This is a genomic window from Caballeronia sp. LZ024 (assembly GCF_031451455.1).
Taxonomy (GTDB): domain Bacteria; phylum Pseudomonadota; class Gammaproteobacteria; order Burkholderiales; family Burkholderiaceae; genus Caballeronia; species Caballeronia telluris.
Genome location: NZ_JARUXL010000001.1, coordinates 1,217,923 through 1,244,184, shown reverse-complemented (window position 1 = coordinate 1,244,184; position 26,262 = coordinate 1,217,923). Strand labels below are relative to the sequence as shown.

Below are 26,262 nucleotides of genomic sequence, written 5' to 3'. Positions count from 1 at the left end.
ATCTCACCGCCGCAAGCCAGTCGCACCAGCCAGCCGCGCCACGTCTTCTCCGGGAGAAATGATGGAATTGCTGATCGGCTTCGTGACCACTCTCTTTATCTCTCTGCTGATTTTCCGAACATGACGTTGTTTAGCCTGAAGTGCTGCACAGGCCCGGTGGATTCACTCTTCGCGGCCCCCATCTGATCCCATGCAGTCCCCGACAATGACACCCGCCGGCCCGACGCCGGAGCCGACCAGCGGCATCGATCGCCGCGTGATGGTGGCGGCCGCCGCCGTCGTTGCACTTCATGTGGCGCTCGTCGCGGTCGTCACGACGATGCGCAACGAGCCGAAGCCCCGTCCGGTCGAAGTCCGTGCGATCACCGCGGAACTGATCAGCGCCGAGCCGGCGCCCGTCGCCGCGCCCGTCGCGGTCGAATCCACGCCGACGCCTCCACCGCCCAAACCCGTTCCGCCGAAGCCGATCGTCAAGCCCAAGGTCCAGCCGCGTCCGCAGCCGGCACCGAAGCCGATGCCGCAAAGCGACGCGCCATCGCCGATCGCCGCTCCCACGCCCGACCCGACGCCCCCGGCGCCGCCCGCCCCGCCGGCTCCCGCCCAGCCCGAGGCGGCCGCACCCGCCGTCGGGCGCCCGACGATGGCGCTTTCCGCCCCGAAGGACATTTCGCACCTGTCGTGCAACATCGTCCAGCCGGAGTATCCGACGATGGCAAAGCGCCGCGGCGAGACCGGCACTGCGGTGGTCGGATTCGTCCTCGGCGTGTCTGGTAAGCTCGAAAACATCGCGCTGAAGAAGACGAGCGGTTCGTCGCGTCTCGACGAAGCCGCCCTCGACGCCGTGCGAGCGAGCGCCTGCAAACCCTACAAAGAAAACGGCGAGGCGATCCGCGCCGTCACTTCCGTGCCTTTCGTCTTCAGTCTGACCGACTGATCAAATTTCTCAGATACAACAGGAACTGCAATGGAAAACTACGGAATTGCGCACGTGTGGGCGCAAGGCGATTTCGTGACACGCGGCATCGCGCTCGCGCTCGTGATCATGTCGGTGCTTTCGTGGACGGTGATCGTCGTGAAGGCGTGGAACGTTCTGCGCCTGAAGCGCCTGACCAAGAACGCCGAGCGCGCGTTCTGGCACTCTGACGATTTCGCCGACGGCATCAAGAAGCTCGGCAGCCATTCATCGAGTCCCGCCGACAATCCCTTTCTCGCCCTCGCCCTCTCCGGCCAGGAAGCCGCCGACCATCATCACCAGACGCAGCCGCATCTGCACGACCGCATGGACGTCTCCGACTGGGTCACGCGCTGTCTGAAGGACACGATGGACGAAGGCGTCGGCCGCATGCAGTCGGGCCTCGCCGTCCTCGCTTCGATCGGCAGCACGGCGCCGTTCGTCGGCCTGTTCGGCACGGTCTGGGGCATCTATCACGCGCTGCTCACGATCGGCGCGACCGGCCAGACGTCGATCGACCAGGTGGCGGGCCCGGTCGGCGAATCGCTCATCATGACGGCGTTCGGCCTCTTCGTCGCGATTCCGGCGGTACTCGGCTATAACGCGCTCACGCGTGCGAACAAGTCGATCGTGACCAAGCTCAACCGCTTCGCGCACGGCCTGCATGCGTTCTTCGTGACGGGCACCAAGCTCTCGTCGACCAAGCGCCCCGCTGGCGCGGGCGCCGCCGACAGCCTGCGTCTCGCCACGCGCGCCAGCTAAAGCGAGGTTTCCGATGGCAATGAGCCCTTTCGCCGGCGACGAAGACGACGGCATGATGAGCGAGATCAACATGACGCCGCTCGTCGACGTGATGCTGGTTCTCCTGATCATTTTTCTCGTGACCATTCCGGCGATGAATCACGCCGTGAAGATCGACCTGCCGCACGCGAGCAGCCAGCCGCAGGACACGAAGCCCGCGCACGTGAATCTCGCGGTCGAAGCCGACGGCACGATCCTCTGGGACGACCAGAAGGTCGACGACACCGCGCTCGCCGCGCGCATCGCGCAGGCGTCGAAGCAATCGCCGCAGCCGGAACTGCATCTGCGCGCGGACCGCAAGGTGCCGTATGAGCGCGTCGCCGATGTGATGTCGGCCGCTCAGGCGGGCGGTTTGTCGAAGATCGGCTTCGTGACGGAGCCTAAAGCGGGGAAATAAGCAGGCGCACTGATCGATTCAGACGCCGCAAAGTAAAAGGCCTTCATCGTCGGATGAAGGCCTTTTTTTGTGCGCACTCAGCGCATTCGGGCGGGCAGTCACTTCGGGCTCGAATAACTTGAGTTCGAAGAATCGCCACATGCGGCAGCCGTGGTCGACACGGACAGCGCGATCAACCCTATCAGGCTAACTATAAGAGTAGCCGTCAGTTTTCGCATAAGAAGCTCCTTAGCGAAGGGATTTCAATATAACGCCGCGCATTTTCGCGTACAACCCTCGGTCGATTGAATCTGTCCATCGCAAGCACGCGCTTCAATGCGAGAAACGATGCGTCGCGCGAAGAATAGTCACACTGTTTCGCGCGCGGGCGCTGACTCGACAGGACATTCTCCAGGGAAGCGCCGTCCGTCGTCGATCGACTCGACCAGAAAATCAACGAAGGCCCGGATCGCCGGCACCATGCCCTGCCGCGACAAAAACACCGCATACAGTTGCGGCGACGGAAACGTCCAGCCCGGCATCACCGGCGAAAGCTGGCCCGAGCGCAGCGGCGCGCCGTACATCATCTCCGGCAGCGCCGCGATGCCGACGCCGCGCAGCACGGCTTCGCGAATCATCGACAGATCGGCGGTCACGAGGCGCGGCTCGTGCTCGAACTCGTGGCGCGTGCCGTCGGGCGCGATCAGGCGATAGACGTGACGGCCATCGCTCGACGGCGTGTCGAGGGTGTCGAACTGGGCGAGCTCGGACGGCGTGAGCGGCGGCGCATTGGGCTTGAGCAGCGACGGCGCCGCCACCAGCATCTGTTCCGTGCGCCACAGCGGCCGCGCGACCACGTTCGAATTCGCGGGCGGCTCGGAACGCACGCGCAGGGCGACATCGACGGCATCCTCGAACAGATCGACGACGCGGTTCGTCACGCGCAGCACGACGCGCACTTCGGGATAGCGATGCAGGAACTCCGGCATCACGGCCGACAGGAACGTCTGCGCGATCGTCACCGGCACACTCACGCGCACCGTGCCGCGCGGCGAATCGCGCAGGCTCTGCACGACGTTCACGGCCGCCTGCGCCTCGGCGAGCATCGCCTGACAGTGCTGGTAGAAGAGCTGGCCGGCTTCGGTGAGCGCGAGCTTGCGCGTCGAGCGCTGCAAAAGCCGCACGCCGAGCGACGCCTCTAGTTCCGACACCCGCCGCGACAGCCGCGACTTCGAAATGCCGAGCACGCGCTCGGCCGCGGAAAAGCCGCCGTTCTCGACGACGTGCGAGAAGTACATCAAATCATTCAGGTCGTGCGTGTCGGCTTTCATATCGTTTCACTGGCGGGACAATCCATTGCGTTTAGACGGCTTTTTCGCGCGAATCGGGCTCATATAATAGCTCTGTGTTCCAAATTTAGCGCTATTCCCCTGATAGCGACGCGAGGTCCCATGAGCACTACCCGTACTATCGAACGCACCGTTCCCGCCCTTCGAACCGTCGAAGGCGGCGGTTTTGTCGTGCATCGCCCGTTTCCGACGCGCCTTCTGATGGATTTCGATCCGTTCCTGCTGCTGGACGAAATGGGACCGGTCGACTACGCGCCCGGCGAGGCGAAAGGCGCGCCGGATCACCCGCACCGCGGCTTCGAGACGGTCACTTACGTGCTCGAAGGCCAGTTCGGCCACAAGGATTCGGCGGGCCACTCCGGCACGCTGCGCGAAGGCGACGTCCAGTGGATGACGGCGGGCGCGGGCGTCGTGCACAGCGAAATGCCGGATCCCGAGTTCACGCGTACCGGCGGCCGCGTGCACGGTCTGCAACTCTGGGTGAACCTGCCGCGCCGCGACAAGATGATCGCGCCGCATTATCAGGAGATCGCGTCGGGGAAAATCCCGGTCGCCGTGAGCGAGGACGGCCGAGTACGCGTGAAGGTGATCGCAGGCGAGGCGCTCGGCGTGAAGGCCGCGATCGAAACGCGCACGCCGATCCTGTACCAGCACTTTTCGCTGCAGCCGGGTGCATCGGTCGAGACGGCGGTGCCGCGCGATTTCCGCGTGTTCACCTATCCGCTCGCCGGCGCGGGCTTCTACGGCGCCGACCGGACGCCGGTGCGCGCGCAGCAGATGGTGCTCTTCAACGGCGACGGCGAGAGCGTGACGCTCGCCGCTGGCGACGAGCCGCTCGACGTGCTGCTGATCGGCGGCGTGCCGCTGAAGGAGCCCGTGGTGCGCTACGGTCCGTTCGTGATGAACACGGAGGACGAAATCCGTCAGGCAGTGATCGACTATCAGGCGGGACGCATTGGCGCGATCACGCACTGATTGCGTCCACGCGCTGTAACAATCGCAATGCACGAGTCACGCGGCGCGGCACGAACGGCGACATTGCGTCACAATAACCGTTCGCGCCGCGCCGCTTTTTCGTGGACGATGCGTCGCCTGAACACCTACGAGAGGAGCACTGCATGGCTGAACCGTCCGTGATCGCCACCATCGGCCCGACCGACTATCAGGTCCAACTCGACGACGGCATGCACAAGTGGATCGCCGACGAACCCGAGACGCTCGGCGGCCGCGACACCGGCCCGGCGCCCGCGTCGCTCCTGCTTTCGAGCCTCGGCGCCTGCACCTCGATCACGCTCAAGATGTACGCCAAGCGCAAGGACTGGCCGCTCGACGCCGTGCGCGTCACGCTCTCGCTCGCGAGCACGGCCGAAGGCAGCGTGATCGACCGCAAGATCGTGCTGACCGGCGCGCTCAGCGACGAACAGCGCGAACGCCTTTTGCAAATCGCGAATGCGTGTCCCGTGCACAAGATCCTGAGCGGCGCGATCCGCATCGATACCGGCATCGTTCCGGCCTGAACCGCTTTTGCCCGCCATGAATCCGAGAAGGAACCCGTCGTCTTGAATTTCGAACACCTGATCCAGATCAACGACCCGCTCAATCCGTTCGTCGACTCGCTGACGCCCGAACAGTTGTGGGAAGGCCTCGTGCTGCGCGCGGAACAGCCGCAACTCTTCGTGATCGGCCTCGACAGCTGCACGATCCTGTCGCGCGAGGGCGACGTGATGGAGCGCGAACTGCACTACGGGCAGGCCATCGTGCGCGACCGCGTGACGCTGAACGCGGGCGCGAGCGTGCGCTACGACATTCTGCCGACGGCGGACTACGTCGGCGGCTCGCTGACGATGGCGATCGAGCAGCCCGACGACCTCCAGCTCTTCCTGCGTTTCACCTACAGCACGACGCTGCCCGTCGCCGACGACGCCACCGCCAGCGCCGACGCCCACCAGACGCAGGAGATCGTGAAATCCGCGTATCGCGAAGCCGACATCGACACGGTTCGGCTCATCCGCCAGTACGCGCACGGCCGCAGCGAAGAAGGCCCGCTCCACTGAGTTTCCGGGCCGCCGCGCATTGCGCCGCGGCTTCGACTATCGGAAATCGGATTCGATGAAAAAATCGTTGTTGTAAATAGGAATGGTTATCATTTACGATGACTCCATCGAATCAACGAACGAGCACACCGACATGACCGACACCCTGCGCTCTTCCACGCTTCGGCTGCGTCGCCCGGTGGTGCGCGATGCCGCCATCACGCGACCGAAACAGGCGGCTGTGACGACGGTGCATGTATCGGCATCGCCGGATCAGGGCGGCGAGCGCTCGTTGCGAAGCGATGCGCTGTTGCAGGGCCATAGCCACATCAGCATCGTGCACAACGGCGAGACTTACCAGTTGCGCGCGACGCGTCTCGGCAAGCTCATCCTGACGAAGTAACGCCGCACGAACGACAGAATTGCAGTACCGGGTATTGTGGGGACCACCTCTCCAAGAGGTGTTTGGCATTAGCCAGCGAGGACGACTTGCACGCGAGAAATTAGACCCCTTCGTGCAAACACCAGCCAGTCGTCGATAGCCAGCGAAGCCGCTTTTTTTGGTTCCCGCGGGTGCGCCGTGCTCTACCGAAGCACAGCGGCCAGATGAATGAAAACGGCGCGCTTTCCTTCGCGGAAAGCGCGCCGTTTGTTTTGACGCGATGGGTTCGCCGCGCTCAGACGTTTTCGATCTTCAGCGCCGCGATGCCCGCGCGCGCAATCGCCGCATCCTGGTCCGACTTCACGCCCGACACGCCGACCGCGCCGACGATGTCCGTGCCGACCATGATCGGCACGCCGCCTTCGAGCATCGCGGTCATCGGTGCGCTCAGGAACGCGGTGCGGCCCTGCTTGATCATGTCTTCGTAGACCTTCGTTTCGCGGCGGCCCAGCACCGCCGTGCGCGCCTTGCCCGCCGCCATTTCCGACGTGCTCGCGCCCGCGCCTTCGAGGCGGTGCAGATACAGCAGATGTCCGCCGTCATCGACGATCGCGACCGTCACGTTCCAGTGGTGCTCGTGCGCATGGGCTTCGGCTGCGGCGGCGATGGCCTTGATGTCGTCGTCGGTCAGTACGGGTTTGGTTCTCACAATCGGCTCACAGGTTGGTCAAGAATGGCTAGCGGGTAAAGCCCCAGAACATCAGGTACCACGCGCTGTCCGCGACGGCCAGCGTAGCCACGAACCATACCATCGCCCCCACGCGCGAAACAATACGGGATGCCGCATACCGGCTAGTCACGCGCCACGCAAGCCACGCGCTCCACAGGTTCGCCACGCCGAGCAGGCCGAGCCGCAGATCGGTCACCCACCAGAGCGGCACGTGTTCGGCGCGCAGGAGCGCCACCGTCGTCGCCGACAAACCGAGGAACACGCCGCATCCCGCGACCGGAATCAGCGCCTGCGTCAGGTGATGCAGGCGCGTCCAGTCGAAGCGGCCGAGCATGCGCGTCGCGAGCGCGACGAGCGCGAGCAGCACCGTGCCGTACACGAGCCCCGTCGCGACGATATAGCCGATCACCATGCCGCCGTCGAGCCACGAAAAGACGTCGTTCTGTTCCGGATAATGCGTGAAGAGATACCACGGCGCGTTGGTGTCGAGCGGCCAGAGAATGTCGTGATCGATCAGCCAGGTCGCGAATATTTGCTTCACATCGACGAACCACGTGCTGACCGTCCAGTGGAAAGCGCCGATCGCGATGCCGAGCAGGCCGTAGAGAATCAGCGCCGTGTCCCAGGCGTTCGCCTGCTTGTCGCCGAGATGGACCACTTCCTCCGACGGCGAACGCCACGTCAGCGCGATGGCGTCGCGGTGGCCGCTGCATCGGCCGCACATGTGACAGTCGGAGGCGCCTTTCATGTTGCGCAAGGGCACGAGCGGCGCGCAGTTGATCGGAATCACGCGATGACCGTGCTCGCCCTCTTTGTACGAGCGGCGCCAGGCGTCTTCGTCGACCTTGTAGTGGAACGGCGCGAGGCGCGCCAGCAGCGAAAAGACCCCGTTCACGGGGCACAGGTACTTGCACCAGACGCGTTTCTCGCGCCCATACAGCACGCCGACGATCATCGCCCCGACGGTCGACCCGCCGAGCACCAGCAGCACGGCCTTCGGGTACTGATAGACGCTCACCATCTGGCCGTAAATCGTCGTGAGGCCGAACGCCACGAACGGCCAGCCGCCCCAGCGCATCCAGCGCGGGATCGCCCAGCCGCGTCCGAAGCGGCTCGCATATTCCGAGAGCGCGCCTTCCGGACACAGGACGCCGCACCACACGCGCCCGAGCATCACCATCGACAGCAGCACGAACGGCCACCAGATGCCCCAGAACACGAACTGCGCGGCGAGCGTCAGGTTGCTCCAGAGATGCGCGGCGCCGTCGGGCAGCGGCATCACGGCCGGCACGAGGATCAGGAAAGCGTACACGGCAACCACGACCCACTGAATCCCGCGGATCGCGCTGCCGTGCCGTTGCATCCATTGTCCGGCTTGGCGCAGCCGGCCCGGCCGTTCAAGGACACTGTTCATGCTGGACGGCCCGCAGCCTTTTGCGCCATGCGCGTATTCGAGCGACGCAGCAGGAGGTAGATCACGAGCCAGTACACCGCATAGGCGATCAGGTTCATCCCGGCCGGATGGGCGCGGTAGCCGGTCAGCGTCGCGACGAGCGAGCCGAACGTGCTGGAATCGTCGAGAATGCGCGACGTGTCCCACACCTGGTTGATCACGACCGGGAGGACTTCCATGTCGATCAGCTTGTCGACGCCGGTTTCGAACAGCCCCGCGGCGAGGAACAACAACATGATTTCGGTGACGCGAAAGAAGATCCGCCACGAGAAATACTTGCCGCCGAGTTGCAAGACATAGAACGTGAGAAACGCGAGGCCAAGGCCGATCACGACCGCCAGATATTGCGACGGCGCGACGTGTCCCGACTGCCCAAAGCCCACGCCGTAGAGGAACACGGCCGTCTCGCTGCCTTCGCGCGCGATCGCGAGCGCGACCAGCACCGCGATGCCCCACCAGTGACCGTCCTGCGTGGACTTTTGCAGCGACGCTTCCATGTCGCGCTTGAGCGTGCGGCCGTGACGCTTCATCCACAGCACCATTTGCACGATCAGCACGCAAGCGATGAGCACCATCGCGGTCTGGAAATAGTCCTGCGCGTTGCCCGACAGCACTTCCGTGAAGCCGACGAGCGCCGCGCCGAGCGCGACCGCGGCAACGAGGCCGATCGCGACGCCGGCCCACAGATACGGCATGCCGCGCCGCGCATGATGATCGCCGTTCTTGAGCCAGGCATACAGGATGCCGACGACGAGCAGAGCCTCGACGCTCTCGCGCCAGACGATGAAAAGAACCTGACCCATTCAAAACCTCCCAGCCAATTCTGCTTCGCACGCGGCGCGAAGCACTACGCGCCGCCGTGCGCCGACCACTACTTCGCGACGATCACGCCCTGTGCGGACTGATGAAAATCGTCGAAAAACTTGTACTCGCCCGGGGTGAGCGGCGCGATCACGACAAAAGAGTCGGCGCCCGGCGCCAGCACTTTTTCCTTGCGCAACTGGATGCTCTCGAACTCCGCGGCCCCCTTGCCGATGTTGTGCACTTCAATCTTGATGCGCTTGCCCGCCGGCACTTCGATGCGTGCCGGGATCAGCGTGCCGTCGTTCATCTCGAGCTTGAACGTCGGCAGATCTTCCGCGTGGGCGATGCCGGCAACGAGCGCCGACAGCGCGAGCGCGGCCATCTGGATTTTCACTTTCATGCAGCCTTCTTCTTGAAATGGACGCGCCTCGCATCGAGCAAGGCGCACCTCAAACCGCGCTCAGTACCCGCCCTTCTTGCCGATGCCGGCGAACGGGAAATCGTATTCGATCGTGAACGGCTTGAACCACGGGCCCACGCCCGTTTCCTTGTCGACGTGACGGCCGAATGCCATGTGGCCCGTCTGCGTCGGCGGCGAGATATGCAGCTTCAGGTGGTACTTGCCCGGTCCGAAGAGCTTCACGTTGTCGCCGTAGTGCGGGCCGTCGCTCGCGACCATCGCCATCATGTCGCCCTTGACCGATTCCGTCGAACCGACCTTCGTGAGTTCATACGAGACTTGCAGATACGGCATCCAGTCGCCCTCAGCGAAACCGGTCGGATTGTTCTTGACCGCGTGGATGTCGGCTTCGAGGTGGATATCCGAATCCGATGCCTTGCGCATCATGCCTTCCGGCGCCATCGTGATCGGTTGCAGATAAACCGCGCCCGTCTCCATGCCGCCTTCGATGTGCTGCTTGCCGATCGGATACTCGGCAGCCATCGCGGACGTCGCAGCGGCAAGGGCCAAGGCGGCGAACGTGCCGCGCATCAAAGTTGAACCCACCATGAGTTACTCCCTTTTCTTATCGATGAATGACACGCGCCGCGCGCCTTGGTTGATCGTCAACCGACTCGGAACTCGGCCGCCAGAATGACAATGAGAATGAGCACGGAAGGTTAATAGGAACCATTCTCAATATTTGCGAAGTTTAGCACCGTTCGATCGACGCAACAATTTGATCCGGCTTACAGCCCTGTTGCGGCGGGGGTTTCCGGCGGCGGGATTTTGACAAGTGTGAAAAAAGCGGCGAGTCCTTGGGATTCGCCGCTTTTTTTTCATACCACAGCGTCGTCAGTTGATGCCGGGTACGTGATCGCCGACGTTTGCGCCAAACACGCGCTGCCGCAAAAGCGACAATTGGTCGCGCGTCTGCGCTGCCTTCTCGAATTCCAGATTCTTGGCGTGATCCATCATCTGCTTTTCGAGGCGCTTGATTTCCTTCGCGAGCTGTTTCTCGGACATGTCTTCGAACTTCGCGCGCGTCTGCGCTTCCTTCAGTTCGGCGCGTGCGTCGTCGACGTTGTAGACGCCGTCGATGATGTCCTTGATGCGCTTCGTCACCCCGCGCGGCACGATGCCCATCTTCTCGTTGTGCGCGATCTGTTTCACGCGCCGCCGCTCGGTTTCGCCGATCGCGCGCTTCATCGAATCGGTCATGTTGTCGGCGTAGAGAATCGCCTTGCCGTTCACGTTGCGCGCCGCCCGGCCAATGGTCTGGATCAGCGAGCGCTCGGCGCGCAAAAATCCTTCCTTGTCGGCGTCGAGAATCGCGACCAGCGACACCTCCGGAATATCCAGCCCTTCGCGCAGCAAGTTGATGCCGACCAATACATCGAAGCTGCCGAGCCGCAGGTCGCGGATGATCTCGACGCGCTCCACCGTATCGATGTCGCTGTGCAGATAGCGCACCTTCACGCCGTGATCGGCGAGAAACTCGGTCAGTTGCTCGGCCATGCGCTTGGTCAGCACCGTGACGAGCACGCGCTCGCCCGCGTTCACGCGCGCGTTGATCTCGGAGAGCACGTCGTCGACCTGCGAGCGCGCCGGACGCACTTCGATTTCCGGATCGACGAGACCGGTCGGCCGCACCAGTTGCTCGGCGACCTGGCCGGACGTGCGCTGTTCGTAGTCAGCGGGCGTCGCCGACACGAAGATGGCCTGACGCATCTTGCGCTCGAACTCGTTGAACTTGAGCGGCCGGTTGTCGAGCGCGGACGGCATCCGGAAGCCGTAATCGACGAGATTTTCCTTGCGCGCGCGATCGCCGTTGTACATGCCGTTCAGCTGGCCGATCAGCACGTGCGACTCGTCGAGCAGCATGAGCGCGTCGGGCGGCAGATAGTCGACGAGCGTCGGCGGCGGCTCGCCGGGCGCCGCGCCCGAGAAATGCCGCGAGTAATTCTCGATGCCCTTGCAGAAGCCGAGTTCCTGCAGCATTTCCAGATCGAAGCGCGTGCGCTGTTCGAGCCGCTGTGCCTCGACGAGCTTGCCGTCCTTATGGAAAAACTCGAGCCGCTCGCGCAGTTCGGACTTGATCGTTTCGATTGCCCGCATCACGGTGTCGCGCGGCGTCACGTAATGCGACGACGGATAGACGGTGAAACGCGGAATTTTTTGGCGCACGCGGCCGGTGAGCGGATCGAAGAGCTGCATCGACTCGATTTCGTCGTCGAAAAGCTCGACGCGCACCGCCATTTCCGCGTGCTCCGCCGGAAAGATGTCGATCGTGTCGCCGCGCACGCGAAACGAGCCGCGCTGGAAATCGGCTTCGTTGCGGTTGTATTGCATCGCGATCAGCCGCGCGATGATGTCGCGCTGACCGAGCTTGTCGCCGGTGCGCAGCGTCAGAATCATCTTGTGATATTCCGACGGATTCCCAATACCGTAGATCGCCGACACAGTCGCGACGATCACCACGTCGCGCCGTTCGAGCAGGCTCTTGGTGGCGGAAAGCCGCATCTGCTCGATGTGCTCGTTGATCGACGAGTCCTTTTCGATGAACAGGTCGCGCTGCGGCACATACGCTTCGGGCTGGTAATAGTCGTAGTACGAGACGAAATACTCGACGGCATTGCGCGGGAAGAACTCGCGGAACTCCGCGTACAACTGCGCGGCGAGCGTCTTGTTCGGCGCGAAAACGATGGCCGGCCGGCCCATGCGCGCGATGACGTTCGCCATCGTGAAGGTCTTGCCGGAGCCGGTCACGCCGAGCAGCGTCTGGAACGAGAGCCCATCCTCGATGCCTTCGACGAGCGTCTTGATCGCCTCGGGCTGGTCGCCGGCGGGCGCATAGGGCTGGTAGAGCTGAAACGGGGAGCCGTCGAACGTGACGAATTTCGATTCGTCGAGGGCTTCGGAAGCTTCGATGAGGGTATCGGACATGAGGAAAACGTAGCCTTCGCCGAGAGCAAACACCTATTCTAGCGGTTCGCGCGGGCGGTCGTGGACGGCGGTTCGGCGTGCGCGGCGCGTGCCCGTGCACCCGAATCTTTCGGGAAACAAGTTTTTGAGATGAGGTCGATCTGCCGAATGCCAAGCCCTCGAAGAAGACTCGCGCAAAACATTCGCGCCACCGATCAGGGCCCGATTTCCACGCAAATCACGACGCAAAAAGGCAGAAATCGTCCCATTCAGCGCGTTGCCGCCGCCGAAATCGCGTTAGCGATTCGCTACAATGTCGAATTGAGCCTGCCACGGCACGCTTTCGCTTTCTCGGGCTGTGACTCGCGCGGCGCCGTTGAATTCCGCCGCCGGCCGCCTTCGCCCTCCCCGCAGGTCCTTTGCAGCACGCCTTCTCACTACTGCCGATAAATCATGTCTCTTTTCTCTGCCGTCGAACTCGCTCCCCGCGACCCGATTCTGGGCCTCAACGAAGCTTTCAACGCCGACACGCGCACGACCAAGGTCAACCTGGGCGTCGGCGTGTACACAAACGAAGAAGGCAAGATTCCGCTCCTGCGCGCGGTGCGCGACGCGGAAAAAGCCCGTGTCGACGCTGCGCTGCCGCGCGGCTATCTGCCGATCGACGGAATCGCCGCCTATGACGCCGCCGTGCAGAAACTCCTGCTCGGCAACGATTCGCCGCTGATCGCGGCCGGCCAGGTCGTCACGGCGCAGGCGCTGGGCGGCACGGGCGCGCTGAAGATCGGCGCGGACTTCCTGAAGCGTGTGAATCCGGGCGCGATGGTCGCGATCAGCGATCCGAGCTGGGAAAACCACCGCGCGCTCTTCGAAGGCGCCGGGTTCGAAGTCGTGAACTACCCGTACTACGACGCCGCGAGCCACGGCGTGAACTTCGAAGGCATGCTCTCGGCGCTCAACGGCTATCCGGCGGGCACGATCGTCGTGCTGCACGCGTGCTGCCACAACCCGACCGGCGTCGATCTGAGCCCGGAGCAGTGGCGCCAGATCGTCGACGTGGTCAAGGCGCGCGGCCTCGTGCCGTTCCTCGACATCGCCTATCAGGGCTTCGGCGACGGCATCGAAGCGGATGCAGAAGCGGTTCGCCTTTTCGCGGGCGCGGGCCTGAACGTGTTCGTGTCGTCGTCGTTCTCGAAGTCGTTCTCGCTCTATGGCGAACGCGTCGGCGCGCTCTCGATCATCACGACGGCCAAGGAAGAATCGGTGCGCGTGCTGTCGCAACTGAAGCGCGTGATCCGCACGAATTACTCGAACCCGCCGACGCACGGCGGCGCCGTCGTCGCGGCCGTGCTCGCGTCGCCGGAACTGCGCGCGACGTGGGAACAAGAACTCGGCGAAATGCGCGATCGCATCCGCGCGATGCGCAACGGCCTCGTCGAACGCCTGAAGGCGAGCGGCGTCGATCGCGATTTCAGCTTCGTGAGCCGTCAGCGCGGCATGTTCTCCTATTCGGGCCTGACCGCGCCGCAAGTCGACCGTCTGCGTGAAGAGTTCGGCATCTACGCCGTCGGCACCGGCCGCATCTGCGTGGCCGCGCTCAATACGCGCAACCTCGATGTCGTGGCCGGCGCCATCGCGCACGTGCTGAAGTAAAGCGACGTTCGTCGTCGCTTCGTGAAAATGGCGCCCGCGGGCGCCATTTTTTTGTCCGGCGCGGCGCGATTCGGCGGTCAGCGCCCGCCGTCGCGATGGATATCGTGCGTCACGAAACGCGATTCGCCATTCGGCATGTCGAGCCAGTCTCGATGTGCAAGCGATCCGCGAATGTCGTCGAGGCCGCTTGCCCAGTGCTCGCGCATCGTCGAAAGTCCGAACTGATAGTCCTTGTAGTGCCCCTCGTATTCCTTGTGGCGGTAGATGAGGTGGATCACGTTGTAGCGCTTCGAGCACGCGAGTTCTTCGGCAAGCTTGCACCACTCGTCGCTCTGGCGTTGCTGCTCCGGGACCTGATCCAGCACGTGGCGCAGCACGTTCCGGTAGCGCTGCGAGCGCTGCATCATGTCGGTGACCATGCGCGTTCGGCTCGAAAACTGGACGTCCTTTACGCGCCCCATCACGTCGACGATGCTGTCCGGCACCGGCCCGCGCGCACTCCACAAGTCGACCTGGAACGCGAGCGTGTCGCGGCGCGGCGTCGCCATCGCGATCTCATAGAGCGGCGTGTTCGACATGAGTCCGCCGTCCCAGAAGTATTCGCCGTCGATTTCCACGGCGGCGAAGCCCGGCGGCAACGCGCCCGACGCCATGAAATGCTCGGCGCGCAGCCTGATGCGGGTGTTGTCGAAATAGGCGAAGTTGCCGGTCGCGACATTCACCGCGCCGACCGACACCCGCATCTCGCCCGAATTGATGCGCTCGAAGTCGCACAACCGTTCGAGCGTCGCCTTGAGCGGGGCCGTGTCGTAATAGCTGGCCGTCTGCGGCACGCCTGCCGCGAGCGGCGACGGCGGCGGCATGCGCGGCACGAAAAAACCCTTCTGCCCTTCCACGAGCGCGCCGACCGCCTGCATCGCCGTGAACGCCTTGCGGATTTCGTCGTTGGCATTGAAGAACCAGTGCTCGACGAAGCCCGGCAGCGGCAGTCCGAACGCGGGCTGGCAGATCGTCTCCCAGAATTCGAGCAGGCGCGGCACGCGGTCCTGCGGCGCATTGCCGGCGATGATCGCCGTGTTGAGCGCGCCGATCGAAATGCCCGCCAGCCAGTTCGGGCGGATGCCCGCTTCGTCGAGACCCTGATACACGCCCGCCTGGTAGGCGCCGAGCGCGCCTCCGCCCTGCAACATCAACGCGATGGTTTCGTAGGGCGGAAGGTCGATGCGGTTGCGATGCGAGGCCGACGCTTCTTCGATACTGCTTCGCCCCGCGTCACGTGGACTCAGAACCGGTTCATTCACTGCCATCCCATGCGCTCCGGTCACTGCATGAACCAGCCGTGGCTCACGACGAACGACTGACCGGTGAGCGCCGCGGTCGGGAAAGCCGACAGGAAAAGCACGGTTTGCGCGACGTCCTCGACGGTGGTGAACACGCCGTCGACCGTTCCGCCGAGCATCACGCGCTTGACGACCTCTTCCTCGCTGATGCCGAGTTCCTTCGCCTGCTCGGGAATCTGCTTGTCGACGAGCGGCGTGCGCACGAAGCCCGGACACACCACATGCGAGCGCACGTTGTGCTTCGCGCCTTCTTTCGCAAGCACACGCGCGAGCCCGAGCAGACCGTGCTTGGCCGTCACGTAGGCCGACTTGAGCGGCGACGCCTCGTGCGAATGCACCGAACCCATGTAGATCACCACGCCGCCGCGATCGTCCTTGTACATGTACTTGAGCGCCGCCTTGGTCGTGAGAAACGCACCGTCGACGTGGATCGCCTGCATCTTCTTCCAGTCCGAGAACGCGTAGTTCTCGATCGGATTGACGATCTGGATGCCCGCGTTCGAAACGAGGATGTCGACAGAACCCAGCTCTGCCGCAACGCGGTCGATGCCTTCGTTCACGGCTTCTTCGCTCGTGACATCCATCGCGACGCCGATCGCGCGGCCGCCCTTGGCGCGGATTTCCTCGGCGACGGCGTCCGCACCGCCCTGATTCAGGTCCGCGATGGCGAGCGCCGCGCCCGCATCGGCCAGCGTCAGCGCAATCTGCTTGCCGATGCCGCTCGCCGCGCCCGTGACGACCGCGACCTTTCCGTCCAGCTTCGTGTTCAGTGACATGCGAACCTCCTCGTGGATGACGAATGACAACACGCGACACGCGGTGCGACAAGCTGGCCGAATGGCGTAGGCGAAGGCCCCGGTTTTGCTCAAAACCTCCTAGGCCATTCGGCCGACTACCGCGCGCCGTTCGATGAGGCTATTGTGCATGAAGCCCGTTACGCGCTGTAGCACCGGCCTTGGAACGCCGGCTTCCCGACGCAGGACGAATGGAAGCCTTCCGCTACAATGACCGCCCTGCCGCGCGCCGCGCCCGCTCCATCTCTGTCTTTCGGTTCACTCGCCATGCTCAGCTATCGCCACGCCTTTCATGCAGGCAATCACGCCGACGTGCTGAAACACTCGGTCGTCGTTCAGTTGCTGCGTCATCTGGGCCAGAAGGACAAGTCGTACTGGTACATCGACACGCACGCCGGCGCCGGCGTCTATTCGCTGACCGAGGGTTACGCGACGAAAACCGCCGAGTTCGAAACGGGCATCGCGAGGCTCTGGAGCCGGACGGACTTGCCGCCGATGCTCGCGGATTACGTCGACGAAATCCGGGCCCTGAATCCGGACGGCACACTGCAGTTCTATCCGGGCTCGCCGTATCTCGCGTGGCGCATGTTGCGCGAGCAGGACCGCATGCGCCTTTTCGAGCTGCACACCACCGAAATCGATGTCTTGCGCCACAATTTCCGCGACGCCGGCCGGCGCGCGATGATCTACGAAGGCGACGGCTTCGACGGCATCAAGGCGCTGCTTCCTCCGCCGCCGCGCCGTGGACTCGTCCTGGTCGACCCGTCTTACGAAGACAAGCGCGACTACGCGCGCACGCTCAACTGCATCGAGGAAAGCCTGAAGCGATTCGCAACGGGCACGTATGCAGTGTGGTATCCGCAGGTCACGCGCCTCGAATCACAGCGCTTCCCCGATCAGTTGAAACGCCTGCAGCCGAAGAACTGGTTGCACGTCTCGCTGACGGTGAGCACGCATCCCGCGGACGGCTTCGGTCTCTTTGGCAGCGGCATGTTCATTTTCAATCCACCCTACACGCTCGCGGGCGCGCTGAAGGACGCACTGCCGTATCTCGTGAAGACGCTTGGGCAGGACGGGAAAGCCGCGTTCAAGCTGGAACATCGCGGCGACTGAACCGCGGCCGTGCGTTCAGTGCGGCGTCGGCCGATAAAAACGCGGCGGCTGAGCGGACTGGTCCGTGGTCTGCGATCCGGGATAGGTGACATACGGCGATACGATGATCGGCGCCTGCTCCTGCGGCGCCAGTTCCGGAAGGTTCGCCATGGGCCGCGCCTGGACCATGCCCGGCGCGTTGAGCGGGCCGGTCTGAAGCACGGTGCCCGGCACGCCGCTGTGGATGCCCGTTTGTGTATCGAGAACGAGTGGCTCGCCGCCCGGCTTGGCGAGCGCCGGCTGCACGATGCCGGCGACCCACGCCAATGCAGCCCCGCTCACAGCGAAGCGCCGCGCGTACCGTTTGCTGGCAAGTATGAGGTTCATGTCGCGGGCCACCGATTCGTTGGACGAAAACGCTTTACCTTACCGTGGTGGCAAGCTTTACGCTAGCGGCTCCTACACCCAAGGAGATGCGATGAAATCACAACTAAAGCTGCTTACAGCCTTGACGATTGCATGCGCGACGATGTCCACCGCGTCCGCGCAAACGGCCGCCCCTTCGCACGACGCGATGTCCGGGATGTCCGGTTCGGGCAATGACGCGCCTTCCACGGCAGCATTCCGGACTGCGGATCAGTCGATGATGTCCGGCATGTCGAACATCCAGTACACCGGCGACGCCGATCGCGATTTCGTCGCTCACATGATTCCGCATCACGAGGGCGCGGTCGAGATGGCGAAGGTCGAACTGAAATACGGAAAGGACGCGAAGCTTCGCCAGTTGGCGAAGGAAGTTATCGCGGCGCAGGAAAAGGAAATCGCGTTTATGAAGCAGTGGCTCGCCGCGCATCCACAAGCGAAGTGACATCGGCTGGAACCGACGCTTTGCAGTCGGCGCCGATGCGCGAGCGTGCCGCCCAGAAATGACAAAAGCCCCGCGATGCGGGGCTTTTCAATACTCAGCCGGGGTTCGGCGCAGAGAACTTACAGCGTGTAGCCGTTGGTTTCGAGCGAGCGAATGCGCTTTTCCAGTTGCACGATATCCGACGATTGAGCCAGGTATTCTTCGCGACGGCGGCGTTCTGCGGTTTCAAACCAGACGCTGATTTTTTCGAGCAAATAAGCAAACATGATGTTCTCCAAGGATTGCGGTTGAATCCCCGGCAGTTCGGGTCAGGGATTTCCCTGTAAAGGGTTAACCCGAATTATAGCGAATCTGCACCGCATGCGTTAGTGAAATGCATGAATAACGTGCATTCCGTTTCGGAATGGTGCATGCACCGACGTAAGACAAGTAGCTGTTTTTCCTCGAATTTTCCTGATTCGAGCGACCTAAAAGTCAGCCTCAGGCGAAAAATGCTCTTTTTTGGTGCACGCGCGCTCACTTACTGCGAAAGGCGCTCGAGGATTGGACAATCAGGACGGTCGTCGCCGTGGCAATGGCGCGCAAGATGTGACAGCGTGTCGCGCATCTCCGTTAGTTCGGCGATTCGCCGGTCAAGTTCGGCGACGTGTTCCAGCGCGATCGCTTTCACTTCGGCGCTGGCGCGCGAGCGATCCTGCCAGAGCGCGAGCAGCTTGCGGATGTCTTCGACGAGAAACCCGAGCCGCCGCGCCTGCCGAACGAAACGCAACGCATGCACCTCCTGCGCGCTGTAGACGCGATAACCCGACGCCGTGCGGCCGACCGGCGCCAGTAAACCCACGCTCTCGTAGTACCTGATCATCTTCGCCGTCACGCCGGATGCGCGCGCTGCTTCGCCAATGTTCATCGTCTACTCCCAAAAATCAGCTTCGACTCTACACCTTCCAACCATAGGAAGGTATACGATGAGAACAATCGTTGATTTTGAAAGGACCGAAGATGACTGAGTTCGAAGTTCAGGGCATGAGCTGCCAGCATTGCGTCGGCGCCGTCACGCGCGCCATCCAGGAAATCGATCCGTCCGCGCAGGTGCGCGTCGATCTCGAGCGCGGCAAGGTGGCCGTCGAGTCGAGCCGATCGGCCGACACGCTCAAGGAAGCCATCGACGAAGCGGGTTACACCGTGGTTTCGTCCGCCGGCGCGTGATGACGGGGCCGCGTCTCAAAGTCGCGCTGATCGGCGCCTCGGGCCTGCTCGGACGGGCGGTCGCGAACGAACTCGCGGATGTCGCCGGCTGGCAGGTCGTGCGCACGGCGAGGAGCCGCGTCGGGCCGCAGATCGTGAAACTCGATATTCGCGACGACGCCGCGATCGCCGGTTTCATCGCCCGCGAAGCGCCCGACGCGATCGTCGTGGCGGCGGCCGAGCGGCGGCCCGACGTGTGCGAGAACGACCCCGCGCGCGCCCGCGCGCTCAACGTGGATGCGCTGCGCTCGATCGCCCGCGCCGCGCACGAACGCGGCGCGTGGGTGCTGTCGATTTCGACCGACTACGTCTTCGACGGCACGCAGCCGCCCTATTTCCCCGACGATCCGCCATCGCCGCTCAACGCCTACGGTCGCAGCAAGCTCGAAGGCGAACGCGCGCTCATCGAGTCCGGCGCGAAAGCCTGCGTGCTGCGGCTGCCGCTGCTTTACGGTCCGGTGCTCGACTGGAACGAATCGGCGGTCACGAGCCTGACGCCGGCCATCGTCGAATCGGCGGCGAGCGGCGCCGCGCCCGCCACGATGGACGCGTGGGCGACGCGCTATCCGACCTTCACGCCGGACGTGGCCGTCGTGGTCCGCCAGATGATCGAGCGCCACGCACGCGGCGAGACAATTGGCGGCATCACGCAATGGTCCGGCGACGAGCCGATGACGAAGTTCGACATCGCCGAGCGCATCGCGCGCGTGTTGAAGGTCGACGCGAGGCTCGTCGCGCAGCGCACGCCCACCGACTCGACGCCGCGTCCGCGCGACTGCCATCTGGATTCCGGCGTGCTCGAGGCGCTCGGCATCGGCCGCCGCACGCCGTTCGATACGGCGATCGCGCAGGTGCTCGCGAACTATCCGCGTGCGCGGTTCACTGAAACTCAGTGAAAATCGCGGCTCGAAGTGGCGAGGCGCCCGAGCAACGGGCTGTGGTCTTCGAGTCGCTGCGCCACCAGATGCCGCACTTCGCCCTCACATTGCCAGACGCCGTACACCGCCAGCAGTGACGCGCCGAGCAACACCTTGCGCGCTTTCTCGACGAGTCCGGGCCACACGATCACGTTGATCGCGCCGGTCTCGTCCTCGATCGACACGAAAATCGTGCCGTTCGCCGTGCCCGGTCTCTGCCGCACCGTGACGATGCCGCAGGCCCGCGCCGCGCGCCCGTTGCGATAGTGCGCGAGTTCGGCGGCGGTCTTAAAGCGCATCTGCGCGAGGCGCGGCCGCAAGAGCGCGAGCGGATGGCGATTCAGCGTGAGGCCGAGACTCGCGTAATCGTCGACGATCTCGCGGCCCTCCGGCGCCTGGGGCAACGCGAGCGGCGCTTCGGCCATCGGCGCGTCGCGCAGCAGTTCCGGCACCTGTTGCTGCGCCGTGACCGCCCACCACGCCTGCCGCCGATGCCCCGCGATGCTCGCGAGCGCGTTGCCTGCCGCGAGCGCGTCGAGTTCGCGGCGCGAAAGCGCGGCGCGGCGCGCGAGATCGTCGACATCGGTAAACGGCGCGACGCGGCGCGCGGCCATGATGCGCCCGGCCGCGGCCTGCGGAAAACCCTTGAGAAGCTGCAGGCCGATCCGCACGCCCGGCCCGCGGGCCCCATACGCCTTCGACGGCTCGCCGATCCTCGCCGCCAGCCGTCGCGCCGCGCGCCGCACGGTCTTCCTGAGGACTTGCTTCGGCATCGGCGTGCTATAGAACTGCTGACGGCGCACCGCCATGTCGACGTCGAACACGACCCGCTCGCCGCGCCCTTCCGGCTTTTCGAGCACCGATTCCCAGTCGCTCAGCGAAACATCGGGCGCGAACACGCGCACGCCGTGCCGCTTCGCGTCCTGCACGAGTTGCGACGGCGAGTAGAACCCGAGCGGCTGACTGTTCAGAAGGCCCGCCAGAAAAGCCGCCGGCTCGTAGCGTTTGATCCACGCGCTGACATACACGAGGAGCGCAAAGCTCGCCGAGTGGCTCTCGGGAAACCCGTACTCGCCGAAACCCTCGATCTGCTTGCAGACGCGCTCCGCGAATTCCCGCTCGTAACCGCGCGCCAGCATCTTCGTCATCAGATCGGCCTGATATTTTTCGAGATGACCGCCGCGACGCCAGGCCGCCATCGCGCGCCGCAATTTATCCGCTTCCTCGGCCGTGTAACCCGCCGCGACCATCGCGAGCTTCATCACCTGTTCCTGAAAGATCGGCACGCCGAGCGTACGTTCGAGCACCGGCCGCAATTCCTCCTTCGGATAATCCGCCGCCTCCAGTCCCTGCTTTCTGCGCAGATAAGGATGCACCATCCCGCCTTGAATGGGCCCGGGCCGCACGATCGCGACCTCGATCACGAGGTCGTAATACTTCTGCGGCTTGAGACGCGGCAGCATCCCCTGCTGCGCGCGCGATTCGATCTGGAACACGCCGATCGTGTCGGCGTGACAGCACATTTCGTAGACCGCCTTGTCCTCGTGAGGAATGCGCTGTACCGGAAAATCCGGCAAACCGCGCCTCAACGCGACGAATTCGAGCGCGCGCCGCACCGCCGACAGCATGCCGAGCGCGAGCACGTCGACTTTCAGGAGCTTGAGCGCGTCGATGTCGTCCTTGTCCCACTGGATCACGCAGCGGTCCTTCATCGCCGCGTTCTCGATCGGCACGAGCCGCGACAATTTGTCGCGCGCGATCACGAAGCCGCCGACATGCTGCGACAAATGCCGCGGAAAGCCGCGCAACTCGCGCGTCAGGCGAATCAGATGCTGCGTGATGTGCGAGTCCTCGCTGAAGCCGGCCTCCGCCAGATAGCCGGCGACGGCCGCCGGCCCATCCCACCACTGCTGCGACTTGCCGATCCGCTCGATCAGCGACGCATCCAATCCGAGCGCACGGCCGACATCCTTCAGCGCGCTTCGCGTGTGATACGTGATGAGCGACGCCGCGAGCGACGCGCGATGCCGCCCGTACTTGCGATAAATGTACTGAATGACTTCTTCGCGACGCTGATGCTCGAAATCGACGTCGATGTCCGGCGGCTCGTTGCGCGCGCGCGAGATGAAGCGCTCGACCAGCATGTCCATGCGCACCGGATCGATTTCGGTGATGTGCAGGCAATAGCAGATGATCGAATTGGCCGCCGAGCCGCGTCCCTGACAGAGAATTTTCTGGCTGCGCGCGAACGCGACGATGTCGTAGACCGTCAGGAAGTATTTCTCGTACTTCAGTTCCGCGACGAGCGTCAGTTCCTTGTCAATTTGCGCGATCGTGCGCGCGTCGAGTCCGTCCGGCCAGCGTTCGAGCGCGCCCGCCATGACCCGCTTGCGGAGATAGCTCGCCGGCGTTTCGCCCGCCGGCACGAGTTCTTCCGGATATTCGTATTGCAGTTCGTCGAGCTCGAAAGTGCAGCGCGCCGCGATCTTCAATGTTTCCGCGATCGCTTCCGGCGGATACAGCGCGCCGATCCGCAAACGCGTGCGCAAATGCCGCTCCGCGTTCGCTTCGAGCGCGTAGCCGCATTCCGCAAGCGGACGGTTCAGACGAATCGCGGTCAGCGTGTCCTGCAAGGGCTTGCGCGAGCGCGCGTGCATCAGGGCGCCCCCCGCTGCGACGAGCGGCAGACCGCTCTCCTGCGAAATCAGCCGCGACGAAGCGAGGCGTTCATCGTCGCTGCCGTCCTGCCAAAGCTCCAGCGCGAGCCACGCACGGCCGGCGGCGAAACCCGCAAGCCAGTGCGCGCAGTCGAGCGTCTGCGAAAGCGTCGCCGAGCGTTGCGGAACGAGGAGCAGCAGGCAATCGGGCAAATGCTTCAGATGCGCGACGTCGCCGCGCAGATCCGTCGCATCTTCCGACGATGCCGCCGGATTCGTGAAATCTTCGGGCGTCAGCCGATAGCTCCCTTTGCGTTCACGCGAACGTCCGAGCGAAATCAGCTCCGACAGATTGCCGTAACCCGCGCGATTGGTCGCAAGCGCGATCAGCGTGCAGAACGGCACGCCGTCGGCATCGGTGAGATTCAGCTCGCTGCCGATGACGAGCTTCAGCATCCGTATTTCCGGCATCGGCTGGCCGGCTTTCGAGGCGGCATCGGCGGCCGCTTTCGCCTGCGCTTCCAACTCCTTGATCGCGCCGTGCGCGCGCACGGCGCCGGCGAGCGAGCATTCGTCGGTGATCGCGAGCGCGGTGTAACCGTTCTCCAGCGCCGCCTCGGCCAGTTCCTGCGGATGCGAGGCGCCGCGCAGAAACGAAAAGTTGCTGAGGCAATGCAACTCGGCATAGTCGGGCAAGAACGCAGACGTCTTCATGGCACGCGAGAACGCGGATTTTCCGAAGTTCATTTTTCCCGTCACCCAAAGAAACCGTGCAAAAACCAGTCGCCCGACAAGCGCTCGCGATACAGCCAGAACATGCGGCCGCGATCGTCGGAGGCGATGTAGTAATCGCGCTGGACGCCGTTGCCGTCCCACCAGCCGGCTTCGATCCGCTCGGTCCGGCTGATCACCTTCAGCGGCCGCCGGTAAAACGGCCGCTCGTTGCGCAACATCAGCTTGAGCGGCGCTTCGAGAATCCACGAGGGCCTCGGTTGCGACGACATCGCACGATCCGGCAGGCTGAGCGGCTGTTCCTCTTCGGATGTTTCGGCCGGGGAATCGGTATCGGCGGCTTTGTCCTGGGCGGCCGGTTGCGCGGCTGTCTTCTTCCTGCGTTTGGTCTTCGCCCCCCGCGCCGGCTGGTAGATCTCTACGGCCATCGCCGCCTCCGGCCGATGATCGTCGCGCGCGACGAGTTGCAGCACGTTCTCCGCGCCGAGCCGCGCGCTCAGCCGTTCGAGCAATTGCGCCATCGATTCGCTATCGGCATTCGGCATCGGAAAAAGCGTCTCCGACGGCGGCGCGTGCTCGCTGACTTTATCCGCAAGCAGCTTCATTTCGATGACCGGTGCCGCGAGCGCCGTCTGGTTCAGTTTCTCGCGCAGGAGCCAGAGAACGTGGTCGGCGTCGCGCGTTGGCACGGCCCACGCGACTTTCAGCGTCGACGTTTTCGGTGCATGGCGCGCGGCCAGCTCGTGCGCGAGATACAGCGTGAACTCGCTGACAGCCGCGTGATGCGCGCTCAGCCAGCCCGCAAGCTGCAGCACCAGCCGGCGCGCGGCGAACAGCAACGCCTCCGCACTCTCGACGCGCGCCTGTAATTCGAGCCGCGCCTCGAACGACGCCGGCGCGCAAAACGCCTCGCGCGGATCGGGCGCCTCACCGTAAGCCTGCGCGACCAGTTGCAGAACGTCGCCGCCGAAGCGTCGCGCCACCCCCGCGCGCGGCAGCCGACGCAAATCCCCGAGCGTATTGCAGCCGATCTGCTCGAACAGATTGCCGTGCGTCATCGCCGCCGGCAGCAGCGACACCGGCAGGACATCGAGAATGCGCACGAGGGTCGTCTCTTTGACGATGCGCGTGCGCCGCAGCACCCGGCGCGTGCGTGCATGCGCAAGCAACCACGCGCCCCACGCGGTGGGCGCGCAGCCCATCCGCGACGTAAAACCGCAGCCCTTCACGGTCGACGTCACCTTCGACAGCAGCGCTTTCATGCCGCCGAAAAGACGCACGCTCGCGCCGACTTCCAGCAACACCGTGTTCGCCTGCGCCAACACGACCTTGGGCGTAAAAGCCAGCAACGCCAGCGCAACAGCTTCCAACGCCTGCGTTTCGAGCCGAACGTCAACGGCGAGCAAGGTCAGCCGCGGCGCGAGCGCGAACGCATGCGAGCGCGTGATCCGAGAGCGCGAAGCACGGCGCGCCTTCATCTTCGATCGACGGGGCCGACGAGGTCGTCGTCCCAAACGAATTCGAGATCGGTTCCGGTGTCGCCATCGATGGCGGCTTGACTGCTTCGAGCGATAAAAGCGGCAAAGTCACCGCTATCCACAACATGATTGACCTCTCGTGCTTTCTGGCCCGACTTGCCTGGTTTGCCTAGGCGCGAGCGGCGGACGTGCTCGGGCAGCGCCGGCATCTGCAGCGGCAATGGCAGACGAAGCGGCTTTTCCAGCAACGGACCACGCCGCTTGATGATGTCGATCTCCAACATGACCTGCTGCATCCACTCCCGGCGATTCATCGTCTGAGCATCGTCGGGGAGCACGGGCCGGCAGATCATGCGCAGCGGTGCGGCCGAAGATTGCGACGCTGCTTCGATCGGGCGAAACAGGAACGCCAGCGCCTGCGATTCCTGCGCCGCCACTTGCAGACGCCGCACGGCTTCCGGACGCACTTTCGGCAGCCAGATCAACACCGCGCCGATGCCCTTCTGCTTCAACGATTGCTCTGCCGCCCAGAGCGCCTGGTCGTCGGGCGCCTTGACCCAGAAGAGTTTTTCCGTCGCAATGCCCCACGCGCGAAAAGCGGTCAGAAAAGGCTTCCACGGCGGCGCCACGAAAACCACGGACCGGCTTTTGATCGTCGTCAACTCGCGAAGCGTGCGCGCGAGCAGACGCATCTCGCCGACACCGCTGTCCTCGACGAGCACTTCGGTGAGCACGCCGGCCATCCAGCCTGCACCGGGCAATATGCGATCAAGCTTCCGATGGCCGCTCGAGACGACGCCGAAATCTGCGTCGCTGAACTGATTGCCGCGCCATAGCTGACGCTGCAACCTCGACGACACCCCGAGTTCGAAAAGTGAAATTGCTGCGCCCATGAGTCCCCGCTGCGATACGAATGAAGGGGCCTGCTCAGAGTGCGAGCTGCGTGTGACCTCTCGTTTACTGTATATTTATACAGTACTTTGAAGGCGAAGGTAAGGGTGGAAGGTGAGGCGGGACGGGAGTAAGCTGACTGGGCAGTTATGGTTGCCAGTTAATGGAAATCGATGACGATTGATTATTTAAATAATTTTGGAAACACTCGGAAATATGCTCTTTTTGATTAGTTTTTTGAGTATCGAGTATCGTACCCGGAAGCAAAAAACCCCACCTTTTTGGGGTGGGGTTTTTTGTTGCTGCATGAGGAGCCTGACGATTACCTACTTTCACACGGGAGATCCGCAC

The 26,262-nt window shown here is 63.8% G+C and carries 28 protein-coding genes; 12 read left to right on the top strand and 16 right to left on the bottom strand.

The genetic code is table 11. The annotated features are described in order from the left end of the window. Window positions 1-190 precede the first annotated feature (190 nt). Genes QCE48_RS05585 through QCE48_RS05575 form a run of 3 tightly spaced genes read left to right on the top strand, consistent with a single transcriptional unit; the run spans window position 191 to window position 2,150 of the window. Complete coding sequence (locus tag QCE48_RS05585) at window positions 191-934, top strand: energy transducer TonB (protein WP_409014615.1); 744 nt, start codon at window positions 191-193, stop codon at window positions 932-934. 30 nt (window positions 935-964) lie between these two features. Next, window positions 965-1,714 carry a MotA/TolQ/ExbB proton channel family protein gene (locus tag QCE48_RS05580; RefSeq protein ID WP_309788152.1) on the top strand — a complete coding sequence of 250 codons (750 nt, stop codon included), beginning with the start codon at window positions 965-967 and terminating at the stop codon, window positions 1,712-1,714. 13 nt (window positions 1,715-1,727) lie between these two features. Then, window positions 1,728-2,150 carry a biopolymer transporter ExbD gene (locus tag QCE48_RS05575; RefSeq protein ID WP_309788151.1) on the top strand — a complete coding sequence of 141 codons (423 nt, stop codon included), beginning with the start codon at window positions 1,728-1,730 and terminating at the stop codon, window positions 2,148-2,150. 347 nt (window positions 2,151-2,497) lie between these two features. On the opposite strand, the gene QCE48_RS05570 is transcribed toward QCE48_RS05575, so the two are convergent. Further along, the gene (locus tag QCE48_RS05570; protein WP_309788149.1) at window positions 2,498-3,460 is read right to left on the bottom strand and encodes a LysR family transcriptional regulator; all 963 of its coding nucleotides are present in this window, start codon (window positions 3,458-3,460) and stop codon (window positions 2,498-2,500) included. 120 nt (window positions 3,461-3,580) lie between these two features. On the opposite strand from QCE48_RS05570, the gene QCE48_RS05565 reads away from it, so the two are divergent. The 4 genes from QCE48_RS05565 to hemP all read left to right on the top strand — a co-directional run bounded on the left by QCE48_RS05565 (window position 3,581) and on the right by hemP (window position 5,914). Beyond that, entirely contained in the window at window positions 3,581-4,453 is an 873-nt protein-coding gene (locus QCE48_RS05565) for a pirin family protein (protein ID WP_309788148.1), read from the top strand. A 143-nt stretch (window positions 4,454-4,596) separates the two neighbouring features. Next, window positions 4,597-4,995, top strand: a complete 399-nt coding sequence (locus QCE48_RS05560) for an OsmC family protein (RefSeq protein ID WP_309788146.1) — start codon at window positions 4,597-4,599, stop codon at window positions 4,993-4,995. A 42-nt stretch (window positions 4,996-5,037) separates the two neighbouring features. Beyond that, window positions 5,038-5,532 carry an SRPBCC family protein gene (locus QCE48_RS05555; protein WP_309788144.1) on the top strand — a complete coding sequence of 165 codons (495 nt, stop codon included), beginning with the start codon at window positions 5,038-5,040 and terminating at the stop codon, window positions 5,530-5,532. Between the two features lie 133 nt (window positions 5,533-5,665). Further along, window positions 5,666-5,914 (top strand): hemin uptake protein HemP, encoded by a 249-nt coding sequence (hemP, locus tag QCE48_RS05550; protein WP_309788143.1) that lies wholly within the window; start codon window positions 5,666-5,668, stop codon window positions 5,912-5,914. Window positions 5,915-6,188: 274 nt separating this feature from the next. Here the strand turns inward: hemP and QCE48_RS05545 are convergent, their stop codons facing one another. The 6 genes from QCE48_RS05545 to uvrB form a co-directional block, all read right to left on the bottom strand. Next, complete coding sequence (locus tag QCE48_RS05545) at window positions 6,189-6,602, bottom strand: heme-binding protein (protein WP_116567293.1); 414 nt, start codon at window positions 6,600-6,602, stop codon at window positions 6,189-6,191. Window positions 6,603-6,630: 28 nt separating this feature from the next. Then, window positions 6,631-8,037 (bottom strand): 4Fe-4S binding protein, encoded by a 1,407-nt coding sequence (locus tag QCE48_RS05540; protein ID WP_309788142.1) that lies wholly within the window; start codon window positions 8,035-8,037, stop codon window positions 6,631-6,633. After that, window positions 8,034-8,879 (bottom strand): FTR1 family protein, encoded by an 846-nt coding sequence (locus tag QCE48_RS05535; RefSeq protein ID WP_309788141.1) that lies wholly within the window; start codon window positions 8,877-8,879, stop codon window positions 8,034-8,036. Before QCE48_RS05535 ends, QCE48_RS05540 begins: the two co-directional genes overlap by 4 nt. Window positions 8,880-8,947: 68 nt before the next feature. After that, entirely contained in the window at window positions 8,948-9,280 is a 333-nt protein-coding gene (locus QCE48_RS05530; protein WP_309788140.1) for a cupredoxin domain-containing protein, read from the bottom strand. A 60-nt stretch (window positions 9,281-9,340) separates the two neighbouring features. Beyond that, window positions 9,341-9,889 carry an iron transporter gene (locus QCE48_RS05525; protein WP_309788139.1) on the bottom strand — a complete coding sequence of 183 codons (549 nt, stop codon included), beginning with the start codon at window positions 9,887-9,889 and terminating at the stop codon, window positions 9,341-9,343. Window positions 9,890-10,174: 285 nt separating this feature from the next. Further along, window positions 10,175-12,265 carry an excinuclease ABC subunit UvrB gene (gene uvrB, locus QCE48_RS05520; RefSeq protein ID WP_309788137.1) on the bottom strand — a complete coding sequence of 697 codons (2,091 nt, stop codon included), beginning with the start codon at window positions 12,263-12,265 and terminating at the stop codon, window positions 10,175-10,177. A 432-nt stretch (window positions 12,266-12,697) separates the two neighbouring features. Between uvrB and QCE48_RS05515 the strand changes: the two genes are divergently transcribed. Next, on the top strand, window positions 12,698-13,897 hold the full coding sequence (locus tag QCE48_RS05515; protein ID WP_309788135.1) for an amino acid aminotransferase: 1,200 nt from the start codon (window positions 12,698-12,700) through the stop codon (window positions 13,895-13,897). A 77-nt stretch (window positions 13,898-13,974) separates the two neighbouring features. Here QCE48_RS05515 and QCE48_RS05510 read toward each other — a convergent pair whose 3' ends face one another. Both QCE48_RS05510 and QCE48_RS05505 read right to left on the bottom strand, forming a co-directional pair. Further along, window positions 13,975-15,204 carry a patatin-like phospholipase family protein gene (locus tag QCE48_RS05510; protein ID WP_309788134.1) on the bottom strand — a complete coding sequence of 410 codons (1,230 nt, stop codon included), beginning with the start codon at window positions 15,202-15,204 and terminating at the stop codon, window positions 13,975-13,977. 14 nt (window positions 15,205-15,218) lie between these two features. Next, entirely contained in the window at window positions 15,219-16,013 is a 795-nt protein-coding gene (locus QCE48_RS05505) for a 3-hydroxybutyrate dehydrogenase (protein WP_309788132.1), read from the bottom strand. Between the two features lie 285 nt (window positions 16,014-16,298). On the opposite strand from QCE48_RS05505, the gene QCE48_RS05500 reads away from it, so the two are divergent. Beyond that, on the top strand, window positions 16,299-17,144 hold the full coding sequence (locus tag QCE48_RS05500) for a 23S rRNA (adenine(2030)-N(6))-methyltransferase RlmJ (protein WP_309788131.1): 846 nt from the start codon (window positions 16,299-16,301) through the stop codon (window positions 17,142-17,144). 15 nt (window positions 17,145-17,159) lie between these two features. On the opposite strand, the gene QCE48_RS05495 is transcribed toward QCE48_RS05500, so the two are convergent. Then, a complete protein-coding gene (locus QCE48_RS05495; protein WP_309788130.1) occupies window positions 17,160-17,510 on the bottom strand; it encodes a hypothetical protein in 351 nt (116 codons plus the stop codon). 91 nt (window positions 17,511-17,601) lie between these two features. Here QCE48_RS05495 and QCE48_RS05490 point away from each other — a divergent pair, with 91 nt between their 5' ends. Beyond that, complete coding sequence (locus tag QCE48_RS05490; RefSeq protein ID WP_404983355.1) at window positions 17,602-17,991, top strand: DUF305 domain-containing protein; 390 nt, start codon at window positions 17,602-17,604, stop codon at window positions 17,989-17,991. Between the two features lie 119 nt (window positions 17,992-18,110). Here the strand turns inward: QCE48_RS05490 and QCE48_RS05485 are convergent, their stop codons facing one another. Further along, window positions 18,111-18,257 carry a DUF3563 family protein gene (locus QCE48_RS05485; protein WP_309788129.1) on the bottom strand — a complete coding sequence of 49 codons (147 nt, stop codon included), beginning with the start codon at window positions 18,255-18,257 and terminating at the stop codon, window positions 18,111-18,113. Between the two features lie 254 nt (window positions 18,258-18,511). Then, window positions 18,512-18,898, bottom strand: a complete 387-nt coding sequence (gene cueR, locus QCE48_RS05480) for a Cu(I)-responsive transcriptional regulator (protein ID WP_309788128.1) — start codon at window positions 18,896-18,898, stop codon at window positions 18,512-18,514. Window positions 18,899-18,990: 92 nt separating this feature from the next. Between cueR and QCE48_RS05475 the strand changes: the two genes are divergently transcribed. After that, window positions 18,991-19,197, top strand: a complete 207-nt coding sequence (locus QCE48_RS05475; protein ID WP_309788127.1) for a cation transporter — start codon at window positions 18,991-18,993, stop codon at window positions 19,195-19,197. After that, window positions 19,197-20,132 carry an SDR family oxidoreductase gene (locus tag QCE48_RS05470; RefSeq protein ID WP_309788126.1) on the top strand — a complete coding sequence of 312 codons (936 nt, stop codon included), beginning with the start codon at window positions 19,197-19,199 and terminating at the stop codon, window positions 20,130-20,132. The genes QCE48_RS05475 and QCE48_RS05470 overlap by 1 nt, the downstream gene beginning before the upstream one ends. Here QCE48_RS05470 and QCE48_RS05465 read toward each other — a convergent pair. The 4 genes from QCE48_RS05465 to QCE48_RS05450 form a co-directional block, all read right to left on the bottom strand. Continuing rightward, a complete protein-coding gene (locus tag QCE48_RS05465; protein WP_309788125.1) occupies window positions 20,126-23,557 on the bottom strand; it encodes an error-prone DNA polymerase in 3,432 nt (1,143 codons plus the stop codon). The two genes, QCE48_RS05470 and QCE48_RS05465, sit on opposite strands and share 7 nt — an antisense overlap. Window positions 23,558-23,565: 8 nt before the next feature. After that, window positions 23,566-25,020, bottom strand: a complete 1,455-nt coding sequence (locus tag QCE48_RS05460) for a DNA polymerase Y family protein (protein WP_309788124.1) — start codon at window positions 25,018-25,020, stop codon at window positions 23,566-23,568. After that, the gene (gene imuA, locus QCE48_RS05455; protein WP_309788123.1) at window positions 25,017-25,913 is read right to left on the bottom strand and encodes a translesion DNA synthesis-associated protein ImuA; all 897 of its coding nucleotides are present in this window, start codon (window positions 25,911-25,913) and stop codon (window positions 25,017-25,019) included. Before imuA ends, QCE48_RS05460 begins: the two co-directional genes overlap by 4 nt. 145 nt (window positions 25,914-26,058) lie before the next feature. Beyond that, a partial coding sequence (locus QCE48_RS05450; RefSeq protein WP_309794091.1) for a hypothetical protein occupies window positions 26,059-26,262 on the bottom strand: 204 nt, incomplete at its 5' end.

Bases quoted from the DNA above. Each gene is read 5' to 3' on its own strand.
- QCE48_RS05585 (WP_409014615.1), top strand. From the start codon at position 191: ATGCAGTCCCCGACAATGACACCCGCCGGCCCGACGCCGGAGCCGACC.
- QCE48_RS05580 (WP_309788152.1), top strand. From the start codon at position 965: ATGGAAAACTACGGAATTGCGCACGTGTGGGCGCAAGGCGATTTCGTG.
- QCE48_RS05575 (WP_309788151.1), top strand. From the start codon at position 1,728: ATGGCAATGAGCCCTTTCGCCGGCGACGAAGACGACGGCATGATGAGC.
- QCE48_RS05570 (WP_309788149.1), bottom strand. From the start codon at position 3,460: ATGAAAGCCGACACGCACGACCTGAATGATTTGATGTACTTCTCGCAC.
- QCE48_RS05565 (WP_309788148.1), top strand. From the start codon at position 3,581: ATGAGCACTACCCGTACTATCGAACGCACCGTTCCCGCCCTTCGAACC.
- QCE48_RS05560 (WP_309788146.1), top strand. From the start codon at position 4,597: ATGGCTGAACCGTCCGTGATCGCCACCATCGGCCCGACCGACTATCAG.
- hemP (WP_309788143.1), top strand. From the start codon at position 5,666: ATGACCGACACCCTGCGCTCTTCCACGCTTCGGCTGCGTCGCCCGGTG.
- QCE48_RS05540 (WP_309788142.1), bottom strand. From the start codon at position 8,037: ATGAACAGTGTCCTTGAACGGCCGGGCCGGCTGCGCCAAGCCGGACAA.
- QCE48_RS05535 (WP_309788141.1), bottom strand. From the start codon at position 8,879: ATGGGTCAGGTTCTTTTCATCGTCTGGCGCGAGAGCGTCGAGGCTCTG.
- QCE48_RS05530 (WP_309788140.1), bottom strand. From the start codon at position 9,280: ATGAAAGTGAAAATCCAGATGGCCGCGCTCGCGCTGTCGGCGCTCGTT.
- QCE48_RS05525 (WP_309788139.1), bottom strand. From the start codon at position 9,889: ATGGTGGGTTCAACTTTGATGCGCGGCACGTTCGCCGCCTTGGCCCTT.
- uvrB (WP_309788137.1), bottom strand. From the start codon at position 12,265: ATGTCCGATACCCTCATCGAAGCTTCCGAAGCCCTCGACGAATCGAAA.
- QCE48_RS05515 (WP_309788135.1), top strand. From the start codon at position 12,698: ATGTCTCTTTTCTCTGCCGTCGAACTCGCTCCCCGCGACCCGATTCTG.
- QCE48_RS05510 (WP_309788134.1), bottom strand. From the start codon at position 15,204: ATGGCAGTGAATGAACCGGTTCTGAGTCCACGTGACGCGGGGCGAAGC.
- QCE48_RS05505 (WP_309788132.1), bottom strand. From the start codon at position 16,013: ATGTCACTGAACACGAAGCTGGACGGAAAGGTCGCGGTCGTCACGGGC.
- QCE48_RS05500 (WP_309788131.1), top strand. From the start codon at position 16,299: ATGCTCAGCTATCGCCACGCCTTTCATGCAGGCAATCACGCCGACGTG.
- QCE48_RS05495 (WP_309788130.1), bottom strand. From the start codon at position 17,510: ATGAACCTCATACTTGCCAGCAAACGGTACGCGCGGCGCTTCGCTGTG.
- QCE48_RS05490 (WP_404983355.1), top strand. From the start codon at position 17,602: ATGAAATCACAACTAAAGCTGCTTACAGCCTTGACGATTGCATGCGCG.
- QCE48_RS05485 (WP_309788129.1), bottom strand. From the start codon at position 18,257: ATGTTTGCTTATTTGCTCGAAAAAATCAGCGTCTGGTTTGAAACCGCA.
- cueR (WP_309788128.1), bottom strand. From the start codon at position 18,898: ATGAACATTGGCGAAGCAGCGCGCGCATCCGGCGTGACGGCGAAGATG.
- QCE48_RS05475 (WP_309788127.1), top strand. From the start codon at position 18,991: ATGACTGAGTTCGAAGTTCAGGGCATGAGCTGCCAGCATTGCGTCGGC.
- QCE48_RS05470 (WP_309788126.1), top strand. From the start codon at position 19,197: ATGACGGGGCCGCGTCTCAAAGTCGCGCTGATCGGCGCCTCGGGCCTG.
- QCE48_RS05465 (WP_309788125.1), bottom strand. From the start codon at position 23,557: ATGAACTTCGGAAAATCCGCGTTCTCGCGTGCCATGAAGACGTCTGCG.
- QCE48_RS05460 (WP_309788124.1), bottom strand. From the start codon at position 25,020: ATGAAGGCGCGCCGTGCTTCGCGCTCTCGGATCACGCGCTCGCATGCG.
- imuA (WP_309788123.1), bottom strand. From the start codon at position 25,913: ATGGGCGCAGCAATTTCACTTTTCGAACTCGGGGTGTCGTCGAGGTTG.